The sequence below is a fragment of the Rhizobium sp. 18065 genome (assembly GCF_902706095.1).
Lineage (GTDB): Bacteria > Pseudomonadota > Alphaproteobacteria > Rhizobiales > Rhizobiaceae > Allorhizobium.
In genome coordinates this window covers 58635-68808 of record NZ_CACSJP010000016.1, presented here as the reverse complement: position 1 = coordinate 68808, position 10174 = coordinate 58635, and the positions used below count along the sequence as shown (strand labels likewise).

Genomic DNA, 10174 nt, shown 5'->3' with positions numbered 1-10174 from the left:
TCAGTTGTNTATAAGAGACAGCCCTTCGTCCCCTTCGGAGCAACCTTCCCTGCCGACGGCTTGGCCTTCGCCTTCGCTGCAGATTCCGGCTTTAGGGGTGACAAAACTTCACCAGCCTTCGCCTTCGTGGGTTTCGCAGATGTGGGTTTCTTCGGCGCTGCAGCCATGGTCAGTGGCTCCTCTGGTGCCGGCGCTGGCTGAGCATCTGATGCAACGCGGCCCTGCCATGCCCCTGCCCCTCAAGCGCACGGATCAGGTGGTCGGCTTTTGGTGGTTCGCTGTCCACGACTGGCGATGGTGGTTCATCTGCGTCAGTGCCAGACACAGCGTCATGCTCAAGCGGCTCTGTTTCGGGGTCGCTGGCAACGTCATACTCGGGGTTAGATATATTATATCTGGTACTGGTATATGGTATTGTTGATCGATCGATGATCCGTCGTTGCGACGATTGATTGATATTGTTGGTGATTTTGGATCGGTCGCGCTTTTTTTCTTCACGTTTCGAAACGTTTTCAGCGCATTTTCGCGAGATTTTCAGCGAGTTTTCCAATTCCTGTTCGGCACGGTGATTGCTGATTTTGCCCGTCGATGTGACGTACAATTTCCGCAGTTCGATCAGCTCGGCGACAATCACACGCGCCTTGCGGAGCGAGCAATTCAGCTCCCCGGCAAGCCAGCGTTCATTGTTCTCGATCGGGCCACCCTCGTCATAGATCAGGTCGAGGATGGTCGTGTAGGCGCCACGTTCCTCCAAGGAGAGCTTGCGGTAGCCCTGCAGAGCGTCCTGGTGGTAGCGGCGATGGTAGGGCATGGATCTGCGGCTCACAGCGGTGCTCCTGCGGCCAGAGTGGTATCGAACATGGATGGCTGTCGCGCTCCGGCGTATATCGGTGGGTCCGCCTCTGCGAACGTCCGTTGGCGCAGTTGCCGGCAAACAGCCTCGGCAATCTCTCTGCCCGTCATGTGCCAGACCATGTCGCGGACCATATCAGGTCGCGTCGCACGGCCACCGCTGTGCAACCGATGCCTGGAGCATTCGTCACGCAACTCGTTGGCCCACAGCATAAACAGCAGATCCTCTGCCCTTGGCTGCCGGATAGTATCCTTTGCAGGGTGAAAACTCTCTCGGGCCATCCTGCTAGTCAGTGGGGTTGGATAACGCCAAACGTGGCGCTCCATATTCCACCGTTTGAAAAAGATTGGGTGATTGAGGCGTGGCTCAGAAGGAATGTCGTCACGCCACTGTGGGTCGCGAAACTCTGCAAAATGCTTGTCATGGGCCGCGACGATGACGAAGTGGCAGCATCGGTTGAACGCTGGCCACTGCTCGTCCAGTCTGACCAGCGTATCCTTCTTCGACTTCACTTCCACAGCAACGATTGCGGAAGTCGTGACTGCGGCAACGTCGATGCGGTTGGTCCCTGTCCCCGCAACGTTCAGTTCGTGAACGATGCGGGCGCCTGGCATAAGGCCGCGCAATCGATCGACGACGAAGGATCTGATCTCGGCTTCATCGGATGATTTTGTCATGGCTGCTCCCTCAATCTGGCGGATGGGGGAAGAGACATTACCCACGACGCGATGCGGATCGCAGACCAATATGCAAAGGGCTTGTTGCGCTTGATATGCTCCCAATCACCCGGATCCGGATTACCGAAGCTGTCTGTCCGGCCGTTCTCTATCCAATGACGGGCTATGCGCTCGACCTCACAGGAGACTTGGATGTCGGTCATAATGCCAACCTCCCCTCACTGGCGGCCGGGGCCAAGACAGCGGTGATTCTCTTCCATACATCGTCGGAAACCACCTCTCCCTTAAACGCTGCGTCAAGCTCCCTAAAATGCACGCCTGCGGCATGCGCGATTTCAACCTTGCGGTTTCGCGAGTAGTTCCGCTGCGCCGGTTGGGAAGATCCCGCTACTCGCCGGGCGTAAGCTATTTCTGCCAAAAGAACCGCACGGGTGGCTTCGAAGACAGTCGTGCACATGGGGCGCTACCTTTTCAGATCAAGATCGCGCCAACACATCCCACCCTCAACAATGGAGAGGCAGAAACGGTCGACGGTCTGTTGGGACTGAAGCACCGGAGCGACGCCGTCAGCGATGGCGGCAGCGTCCAGGTGCTTGAATGTTGCCCGCACGTTGCGCAGGCAGCAGTCAATGAGGTGAGTTTCGAAGGCCGGACTGATAGCACCGTCATTCATTGGGGATGTTACCCCGCTGGTCGACGGACAGAGCCACGGCGATCGGCCGGACCCAGATCGGTTGCGAACTGAGGGTGAACGTCTCCCCCGTCATGGCGAGCAACAGGGTAGTTGCCATCACGCCGGCTATGGCTTCCGCTGCTGCGGGAGGAACGGCATTGCCTATCCGTTCGCGCCACGCCGACTCGGACTGTCCGTCCAAGGTGAACATCTCATCAGGGTCTACGAGGCTCTGCAGGGCGGCAAGTTCGAGGATGGTAAAGGGCCTGTGCCATGTACCGTCCAGTGCACGGATAACCGCAACAAGACGGTCATCGGCCTTGGGAAGCTCGAAAGTGGCGTCGCCTTCGGCCGGTCGAGGGTCGGCAACTGACCATGGTCCTCGATCATGTTTCGCGAAGCCTGGGACAGCGTTGGCACTGTCATTCCATGGCAACACGCCATAGTGGCCACCAGTCTGATAGTGCTCCCGTTTGGCATTCAAGCCGACCGGACGTGGATCCGCCACACAGAGCGCGCCACCGGTGACATGATCGGCGCCCGTGACGCATTTCGCGCTGTCATCCCATTCTGCGACCGAAAGGATGTTCTGGTGCGCACCAGGTCTATAGCCCGGTCGGGGATCGGCGACGGCTCCAGCTCCGGACAGAAAGCGCGCTCCGGTAATCGCGTTTGTGTGATCATCCCAATCTGAGACGGCAAGCTTCGACGGGTGGGCATCATCGCGCCAGTTCATTCTGGGATCTGCGAGGGCGAAAGCACCCTGCCCCGTATCACTTGCGGCGATGATGGTTCCGGCCGCTTCGCTGAAATCTGTGACGCGGTATTTCCCACTGCCTTCGAACGATCCACCCGAGCGGGGATCGGCAACTGCCAGCCCACCGGATGACGGATGCCCACCACCTGTCACAGTGTTCGCGGGTTCCGGCCACGCCACGACGCGATACACATTGTTGAAACGCGGGCCTTTGCCGTCCATCCGGGGGTCGGCAACCGAGAAATATCCTTGCCCCGGCGACTTCACATTGATTACCGCGCCGGTGGAATCGTCCCAATGCCGCACGCCGTACTGGCTGTATTCGAGGCCTTCAAAGCGGGGATCGGCAACGCTGAACGTACCCGCTGCCGGGCGGCCATTGGCGGTGATTGTCCCTGCGCTGTCGGGCCACGCGGCCACGCCATAGCTACCGTTGTGCGGATCCTCGAACTGGCGCGGATCGGCAATGTTGTATCGTCCATTGGTGGCGTGCGACCTGCCGGGAATGGTTCCGCTTGTCGACTGCCATGGGAGAACGCCGAGAACGTCATCATGCCAGCCAGCCGTCGGCATGATGCCGAAATCGCGCAGGAAGCCATTTTCGATGTTGAGGCGATTGAGTGAGCGCCAGTCCGCTCCGGCTTCGACGAAAGCCAGGCGTATCCATGTTCTCCACTGCAACGAGGGTACGCGGTGCATTGGGCCGCCCGCCGGATGGCCGGGCAGCGGGAATTTCTCAAGCACCTCACCCACACCGAGCAGGCGATGTTTCTCCGGCTCATATAGGAATGGTGGCACTTTGGCTTCATGGCGGGCGACCAGCAAAAAGCGCTTCCGGCTTTGCGCCAACTTCCCGATTTCACCACAATCGTGGGCCGTTTCCGCCACTGCATAGCCATATGCGCGGAATAGCGCGCAGATCTGGTCGAGGAGATGCCGGCCGCGCTTTGCAATTCGCGGAACATTCTCGAAAACGAATAGCTCCGGCGGATCATCCTTCCATGTTTCGAGGGCAAGCCAGACGCCGCGTAGCGTGAGGCGGTTCAACGCCTGGTACTTCGGGGTCTTGCTCGACGTCTCAGGCAGTAGGCCAGAGAAGCCTTTGCATGGGGCGGAAAGAAAGATGATGTTTGGCCGCTCGCCATGTGCCGCGGCGCGGATATCGTCTGGCATCGCCGGCCGCCAGCCTGCAGGGGGCTCTTTCCCGTGAAATGCGAGATACTGTTCATAGTCGAACAGGTCGAGAACCGTACCGGGGACGCCAGCAAGCCGCCCAAAATCACGGATCGCGCCGGGGTTATTGTCAATGCCGCCGATGCATCTGAACTCGGCACGCAATGACCCCACTCGTGCATGGCCTTTATTCATGCCCTTGGCCGCGGCCCCGAGTCCGCAAAAAAAATGGAAATGCTTGATCACGACCGTCGTGGTCGGAGCGCTATGGTTCATTCCGATCACTCCGCTTCTGGCGGATTTTCGATCATGCCGAGCGCATGGAGATAGGTGTCGAGCACCAGATCCTCTTCCATGCGTTCCTGATCGTCCTTTTTGCGGAGCGAAATCACCATCTTGAGGATTTTGGTATCGAACCCCATTCCCTTGGCCTCGCCATAGACATCCTTGATGTCGTCGGCGATCGTCTTCTTTTCTTCCTCAAGGCGCTCGATGCGCTCGACGAAGGCACGGAGCTGGTCGCGAGCGACGCCGTGAGCGGTGGCGGTGGTGCTAGTCATTGTGGTTACTCCTGTTGGGTTGCTTCTGCATTTTGCGAACGCGCCGATATTTGCGGTGTGCCCTCGCTTTCATTTCGGTGTCGCTCATCAGCTTGAGCTTCCGATGTTCTTTGCGGCTGGGCTCTCGAATCGTGACGACGACGCCGTCGCCATTGAACGTGGCGCGAAACATCGACGTCCCAACACTTGGAAAGCCCGACCGGGCAGCCATTTCGACTGCCGGGGTCCAGATCATGAGGCGGACTTTTTCAATCGTCAGACCGGCCGCGTCGCAGTGGTGCTGCGCTTGAACCTTGTTGCTGACGAAATCGCCCTCAACCGTGACGCCGAGGATGCGCTGCACAAACCGCGTGACGGCGTGGAACGAAACATTGTTGGCGGTCGGGATTGCGCGCTTAGGGAGGGGCTGGTGCATCGCTTCCCTCAAGGGTCTTGATGCGATCGTGCGCCTGCACCAGGACGGCGAGCTCCGAAGTTTTGCGGTCGATGTCGTTCTGAGACCAGCGACCTGTCGTGCTGTGCTTCTCCAGCCACCAGATCTTGCCGTCCATCTGACGGCGAAGACCTTCGATGATCTCGGTATCTGTGAGCGTCGGGGATCGGGCAGCGTTGCGAGCGACCCGGATCTTGGCCTGCTCTGCTTCCTGGGCGAGGCTGTTGACTGAGGTTTCACGGCGCATCAAGCACTCCGCTCAAGAGCATCACGCTCGCTGCGCAGGCGGGCGATCTCTTCGTCGAGCTGGCGCGCGCGCTCGCCGTCGGCGGCACGAGCAACCCAACCAGGCGGACGCTCCATGCATGCGGCAAGGAGTGCGGGCCCGAAGACTGCGATCAGCGTCGAGAAGTGCTCGACCGAAGGCTGGGACCGACGCAGCAGCCAATTCTCAATCGTGGCGGCGGCAATGCCGGTGCGTGCCTCGATGTGGTGGCATGTCGATTGCGGGAAGGCTTTGCGCAGCCAGTCTGCCATGCCGGCAGGATCAAACTTTGCTTGGCGCTTCCCGCAACCTTGCGGCGCCTGAGTGGCAGATCCCCGCCAGGGCCTTGTGGTTCTATCGAAACACAGGGGCTCTTCCTCGGCAAAACCGAATATTCCGGTGATGCTCCCTTGCGACGAAAGGGGTGAGGCGTGGGTAGGCAAGGCAATCAGGCGCGTGTTGCGGACAGGCAGCGCGATCATGGCTTGCTTCCCCATCCGCTGGAAAGCGGATGCTGGAAGCCGATCGGAGAGGCTTTTGAGCAGCTTCTTGATCAGCTTCGACGGGGAGAGAGGGCGGCCGGCGGCTTGGGAGATCGCCGGCCGTTCAGTCAGCTGAGGGGGGCGGGTGCTGACCGAAGGAAAGGAAAGGATTAATGCAGTCATTGACCCACGGCCCTCTTCATCTCGACAGGTGCGAAAAACTCGGGCGCAAGCTCGGTTCGGGGGATGCCCGTGACCTTCTCGATTTCGAGAACGCGCTCGAGCGGCACGCCGTCGACCTCCCAGCGGTGCACGCTGGTCTTGCCGAAGGGCGGATTGAACAGAGCTCCGAAATCCTGCTGGCGCATGCCTTTGGATTCGCGAAACGCTTTGATGGGGCTGATGGACTGCTTCGTGTTCATGACGCCAATGGTTGCGTTAAACGGAACCAGTGTCAAGAGATCAGGTTGGGTTTCACGACGGCGAAGCGAATGTGTGATCCTGATACAAGTTGCGTCATGAGCAACGAGCACGATCACGACGGACCAAAGCGCCGCCATTTCATTCAGGAATGGGCCGAACTGCGCGGGAAAAAGCAGGCCGATATCGTTCGCGATCTCGGTATCGAAAAAAGCGTGGTCTATCGCTGGTTCGCGGAAGGGGTGATCCCGACTGAAAAATACCTCATGCCACTGGCTGATTATCTCAATGTCGACGAGGTGGTGAGCCTCTTCCGCCATCCCGACGATGACTGGATGGCCAAGATGTTTCGCGATAAGACTGATGATCAGCGCGAAAAGGCCGTGGCTATGTTGAAGCTGTTCTTCGAAAGCATCGGAGCCACGCCACCGCGTGACGACAACGGCGAATCGTCGAAGGTAGGGCGGAGCGGGTAATGAAGCGCCTGGGCTGGTATTCCTTCCTATGCGGTGCCAGCGTTGCGATCTCCCCGGCAGCGGCCATTGAATTCGACCACGGCACTACGAAGGCCGGACATGGATACGTGGTCGTGTCTGGCGAGATCTCCGAGGACAGTCCTGCGGCGTTCGAGGCCTATATCTCTAGCCTATCGTCCAAAGCTCAATTCGTGATGCTCGATTCGCCCGGCGGCTCCGTCATTGGCGGCGTGGGCCTTGGCGAGGCCATCAGAGCGGCTGACATGTCTACCGTGGTGCCTGGCGACAGTGAGTGTGCATCTTCCTGCGCTTTCGCATTCATCGGCGGATCGAGCCGTATGGTGTTCGACGGCGGGAAGCTGGGTGTCCACCAGTTCCGGTGGGAGGGCGACATCGAATCGGCAGAGGCGGTGGAATCGTCACAGTCGTTCGCCGGCGTCCTGATGGCCTACTTCCGATCGATGGGCGTCAGCAGCGAGGTTTTAACCGTGGCGATGATGACGCCGCCCTCGTCGATGTACTATTTCAGCCCGGGCGAGCTCAAAGCTTTCGGCCTGGTCACGCCTCCGCCTGTTGCTGCCGGCGAAGAGCCCTGCCCTTTCCCTCCAGGCCACAAAGTCAGCGATCCTCTCGGCCTTTTCCCACAGTGCAAGTGATTGATTGCTTTTGACGCTACGCCACAGGTGCGTCTGATTGCATTCGGTTCCGTTTAACGCAACTTTGTCGCTTGACTTAGGTTCCGTTTAACGCAACTATGGTGACGAAGCATCGGGTAACCGATAATCGGAGCCATCACATGAAAATCAGTCTCGCATTTGCGAGCGCGATTGCGCTCGTGGTCCTTTGTGCGCCCAGCAAAAAGGCGATGGAACAGTGTCAGGAGCGCCATAGCTTCGAGACCTGCCATTTCGCCTTGAACCGTTGAGGCGCTGCCATGACCAGATGGACATGTGCATTTTGCGGCTGGGCCGACGAGTCGAGCATCTTCCCTGACTGCTGCATGCGGCCGATGATGCCATGCATTGAAATCAGCGATGAGCCGGCGCCACGGGAAACCGAAAAGACGGGCTTTCGTGATGTCAGCGATTTTGACCGCTGGGCCGATGGCGCGATCGAGAGCTTTGACGCTGAAATGGATGCGGCAGCGGGCCAGCCCGGTGATGTGATCCGCTTCTGGCAGCGTGGCGGCAAACTGTCGGCGCACCAGCAATTGGTTCTCGACCAGGCCCTTGCGGCCAATCGCGTCGACCAGATGCAGCATGTGTTCCGGCAGGCAGCAGCCTGATGCCGAAACAATACAAGAAATTCCCGCGCAACAAGCACGACGAATACAACACGCCGCTGGAACCGGCTTTGCCGTTGCGGGCCTTCCTGTCCGGCGTCCGCACCTTTGCCGAGCCGTGCTGCTCAAACGGCCAGCTCGTGGAGCATGTCGAGAGCTTTGGCCCTCTGTGCATCCACTCTGACGATATCCGCTACGGTACCGACGCTCTGACTGATCCTGTCCTGCGCGCGCTCATCGTCGATGCGATCATCACCAACCCGCCGTACACCTGGTCAATTCTCAAGCAGATGCTTGGGCTGTTCCCGACGATTGCGCCGACATGGATGCTGCTTGAGGCGGATTTCAAATATCTGGAGCACGCCATGCCCTACATGCCGATGTGCTCGGATGTGGTGCCGATCGGCCAGATCCGGTGGTTCGCAGACACCAAGCACAAGAGCTTCAAGCGGTACGCTTGGTACCGGTTTGACGTCCGCAACACCCAACTGACCATTTTTCACCCCCGCCAGAAATTCCCCAAGGCCCTCGTCGCACCGGCAGCGGTCGCGAAGGCTGCTTAACCCCGAAAAGGAGACCACCATGCTCGACATCCCAACGAACAAGAAGAAACCGAACCCGACCGACGTCCATATCGGTGCCCGCATCAAGCTGCGCCGCCACGTGGTGGGCTTGAGCCAGGAGAAGCTGGCGGACGCATTGGGCATCACGTTCCAGCAGGTCCAGAAATACGAGAAGGGCACCAATCGCGTCGGCGGGAGCCGCTTGCAGAGCATTGCCAGCACGCTCGGTTGCCCTGTCGCCTACTTCTTCGACGAGAACCCGGCTGCGGATCAGGTTCATTCCGACTGCAGCAGCGAGACCAGCCTTATGTCGCTTCTGGCCCAGCCGGACATGATGAAGATGGTCCGCACCTTCGCTCGCATCAAGGACGGCAACGCCCGCAAGCAGATCATCGGCGTCGCCAGCATTGTTGCCGGCGCCGTTGTGGCTGAACACGCCTAACCCCCCCAAACCTCTGAAAAGGAATAGTCCATGCGATCCATGGCAATACTCGCCCTTGCTCTGTCGGCAATCTTCGCTGGCATTACGACGGCATCGGCCGACACGATCCGGCTCTGCACCGGGAGCTCCACCGGTGTCTATTTCGCCGCGGGCAAGAAGATCAAGGAAATGGCCGGCAATGCCGTGTCGATCGAGCTGGTCAATACCGAGGGCACGATTGACAACATGCGGCGCACGCTGGATCTGGCGAAGTCCGATGCCGAGAGCTGCGACGCCTTCATCGGCCAGCCTGACGGCCCAGCGTATCGCGGCGCTACCAATCGAGGCAGCCTTTCCAGCCTTCGTCCGGTCGCCACCTTGCACCGCGAGTATCTGCACGGCCTGTGCAACAAGGAATCGGGCGTCGAGGACATCGGCGACCTTGAGAGCGATCCGGCAAAGTATTCTGTCGCGATTGGCCCTCCCGGTAGCGGGGCATGGTTGGTCTGGCAGAACCTGATCCGCGAGGACGAGGACTACAAGGAGATCCCGACGACGTCCGAGGACGGCATCCTTGCCCTTACTGCCGTGTCCACCGGACAAACTACCTGCCTGATTGTTCCTGCAGGCCTTGGCAATGGCACAGTCGGCGAGGCTGATCAGACCTTTGGCGACACGGTCGCGCTGGTCGGAGCCAATGACAAGGACTTCGACGATGCGGCGGATATGTCCGGAAAGCCGCTCTACGAATATGCCAAGATCCCCGGCTCGGCCTACCCGAAGTCGTTCGACTACTGGAACGACGTGAAAACGATCTCGTGGCCGGCCACCGTTTACCTCAGCACTGAGAAGGTATCCCGCGAAGCCCAGACGGCGTTCGCCACCGCGGCGGCTCGTGCAGCCCCTGCGATCAAGGCGAGCTTCGGGAAATGAGGACCACGTTTCTGCTCGTTCTCGTGATTGTCGCGGCCACGCTCGTCCTGGTGCAGCTGATCTTCGGCGCAGTCGTCGATCTGGTGGTTGGCATCATGCTCGTGGGCCTCGTGATCGCCGCATTCGCCTTGGGCCGTAGCCTTACCAGTAAATCCTGATCCGCTCCGGTTTCCGCCTGTCGCAGCAGGCGGTTTCCCGAACCGATC

The 10174-nt window shown here is 59.6% G+C and carries 15 protein-coding genes; 8 read left to right on the top strand and 7 right to left on the bottom strand.

Features of this window, described 5'->3' with window-relative positions; genetic code table 11:
- Nucleotides 1-169: 169 nt before the first annotated feature.
- The 7 genes from GVK95_RS23845 to GVK95_RS23815 all read right to left on the bottom strand — a co-directional run bounded on the left by GVK95_RS23845 (nt 170) and on the right by GVK95_RS23815 (nt 5873).
- Nucleotides 170-826, bottom strand: a complete 657-nt coding sequence (locus GVK95_RS23845; RefSeq protein ID WP_159953175.1) for a DUF1376 domain-containing protein — start codon at nt 824-826, stop codon at nt 170-172.
- Entirely contained in the window at nt 823-1530 is a 708-nt protein-coding gene (locus GVK95_RS23840; protein ID WP_159953174.1) for a hypothetical protein, read from the bottom strand. Before GVK95_RS23840 ends, GVK95_RS23845 begins: the two co-directional genes overlap by 4 nt.
- 665 nt (nt 1531-2195) lie before the next feature.
- Complete coding sequence (locus tag GVK95_RS23835) at nt 2196-4409, bottom strand: DNA cytosine methyltransferase (protein ID WP_159953173.1); 2214 nt, start codon at nt 4407-4409, stop codon at nt 2196-2198.
- 5 nt (nt 4410-4414) lie between these two features.
- Entirely contained in the window at nt 4415-4693 is a 279-nt protein-coding gene (locus GVK95_RS23830; protein WP_159953172.1) for a DUF2312 domain-containing protein, read from the bottom strand.
- Entirely contained in the window at nt 4686-5108 is a 423-nt protein-coding gene (locus GVK95_RS23825) for a hypothetical protein (RefSeq protein WP_159953171.1), read from the bottom strand. The genes GVK95_RS23830 and GVK95_RS23825 overlap by 8 nt, the downstream gene beginning before the upstream one ends.
- Nucleotides 5089-5373, bottom strand: a complete 285-nt coding sequence (locus GVK95_RS23820) for a hypothetical protein (protein ID WP_159953170.1) — start codon at nt 5371-5373, stop codon at nt 5089-5091. The genes GVK95_RS23825 and GVK95_RS23820 overlap by 20 nt, the downstream gene beginning before the upstream one ends.
- A complete protein-coding gene (locus GVK95_RS23815; protein ID WP_159953169.1) occupies nt 5373-5873 on the bottom strand; it encodes a hypothetical protein in 501 nt (166 codons plus the stop codon). Before GVK95_RS23815 ends, GVK95_RS23820 begins: the two co-directional genes overlap by 1 nt.
- Nucleotides 5874-6046: 173 nt before the next feature.
- Between GVK95_RS23815 and GVK95_RS25115 the strand changes: the two genes are divergently transcribed.
- The 8 genes from GVK95_RS25115 to GVK95_RS23780 all read left to right on the top strand — a co-directional run bounded on the left by GVK95_RS25115 (nt 6047) and on the right by GVK95_RS23780 (nt 10126).
- Complete coding sequence (locus GVK95_RS25115) at nt 6047-6769, top strand: helix-turn-helix transcriptional regulator (RefSeq protein WP_200844366.1); 723 nt, start codon at nt 6047-6049, stop codon at nt 6767-6769.
- A complete protein-coding gene (locus GVK95_RS23805) occupies nt 6769-7425 on the top strand; it encodes a hypothetical protein (protein WP_159953168.1) in 657 nt (218 codons plus the stop codon). Before GVK95_RS25115 ends, GVK95_RS23805 begins: the two co-directional genes overlap by 1 nt.
- Before the next feature lie 140 nt (nt 7426-7565).
- Nucleotides 7566-7694 carry a hypothetical protein gene (locus GVK95_RS25415; RefSeq protein WP_280178097.1) on the top strand — a complete coding sequence of 43 codons (129 nt, stop codon included), beginning with the start codon at nt 7566-7568 and terminating at the stop codon, nt 7692-7694.
- Between the two features lie 87 nt (nt 7695-7781).
- On the top strand, nt 7782-8054 hold the full coding sequence (locus GVK95_RS23800) for a hypothetical protein (protein ID WP_159953167.1): 273 nt from the start codon (nt 7782-7784) through the stop codon (nt 8052-8054).
- Complete coding sequence (locus GVK95_RS23795; protein ID WP_159953166.1) at nt 8054-8614, top strand: hypothetical protein; 561 nt, start codon at nt 8054-8056, stop codon at nt 8612-8614. The genes GVK95_RS23800 and GVK95_RS23795 overlap by 1 nt, the downstream gene beginning before the upstream one ends.
- A 28-nt stretch (nt 8615-8642) precedes the next feature.
- Nucleotides 8643-9056 carry a helix-turn-helix transcriptional regulator gene (locus tag GVK95_RS23790; protein ID WP_159953181.1) on the top strand — a complete coding sequence of 138 codons (414 nt, stop codon included), beginning with the start codon at nt 8643-8645 and terminating at the stop codon, nt 9054-9056.
- A gap of 30 nt (nt 9057-9086) precedes the next feature.
- Nucleotides 9087-9968, top strand: coding sequence for a TAXI family TRAP transporter solute-binding subunit (locus GVK95_RS23785; protein WP_159953165.1), 882 nt, complete (start codon nt 9087-9089; stop codon nt 9966-9968).
- Nucleotides 9965-10126 (top strand): hypothetical protein, encoded by a 162-nt coding sequence (locus GVK95_RS23780; RefSeq protein WP_159953164.1) that lies wholly within the window; start codon nt 9965-9967, stop codon nt 10124-10126. The genes GVK95_RS23785 and GVK95_RS23780 overlap by 4 nt, the downstream gene beginning before the upstream one ends.
- Nucleotides 10127-10174: the final 48 nt, after the last annotated feature.

Bases quoted from the DNA above. Each gene is read 5' to 3' on its own strand.
- GVK95_RS23820 (WP_159953170.1), bottom strand. From the start codon at position 5,373: ATGCGCCGTGAAACCTCAGTCAACAGCCTCGCCCAGGAAGCAGAGCAG.
- GVK95_RS23815 (WP_159953169.1), bottom strand. From the start codon at position 5,873: ATGATCGCGCTGCCTGTCCGCAACACGCGCCTGATTGCCTTGCCTACC.
- GVK95_RS23830 (WP_159953172.1), bottom strand. From the start codon at position 4,693: ATGACTAGCACCACCGCCACCGCTCACGGCGTCGCTCGCGACCAGCTC.
- GVK95_RS23805 (WP_159953168.1), top strand. From the start codon at position 6,769: ATGAAGCGCCTGGGCTGGTATTCCTTCCTATGCGGTGCCAGCGTTGCG.
- GVK95_RS23835 (WP_159953173.1), bottom strand. From the start codon at position 4,409: ATGAACCATAGCGCTCCGACCACGACGGTCGTGATCAAGCATTTCCAT.
- GVK95_RS23840 (WP_159953174.1), bottom strand. From the start codon at position 1,530: ATGACAAAATCATCCGATGAAGCCGAGATCAGATCCTTCGTCGTCGAT.
- GVK95_RS23785 (WP_159953165.1), top strand. From the start codon at position 9,087: ATGCGATCCATGGCAATACTCGCCCTTGCTCTGTCGGCAATCTTCGCT.
- GVK95_RS25415 (WP_280178097.1), top strand. From the start codon at position 7,566: ATGAAAATCAGTCTCGCATTTGCGAGCGCGATTGCGCTCGTGGTCCTT.
- GVK95_RS23825 (WP_159953171.1), bottom strand. From the start codon at position 5,108: ATGCACCAGCCCCTCCCTAAGCGCGCAATCCCGACCGCCAACAATGTT.
- GVK95_RS23795 (WP_159953166.1), top strand. From the start codon at position 8,054: ATGCCGAAACAATACAAGAAATTCCCGCGCAACAAGCACGACGAATAC.
- GVK95_RS25115 (WP_200844366.1), top strand. From the start codon at position 6,047: ATGCAGTCATTGACCCACGGCCCTCTTCATCTCGACAGGTGCGAAAAA.
- GVK95_RS23800 (WP_159953167.1), top strand. From the start codon at position 7,782: ATGCCATGCATTGAAATCAGCGATGAGCCGGCGCCACGGGAAACCGAA.
- GVK95_RS23780 (WP_159953164.1), top strand. From the start codon at position 9,965: ATGAGGACCACGTTTCTGCTCGTTCTCGTGATTGTCGCGGCCACGCTC.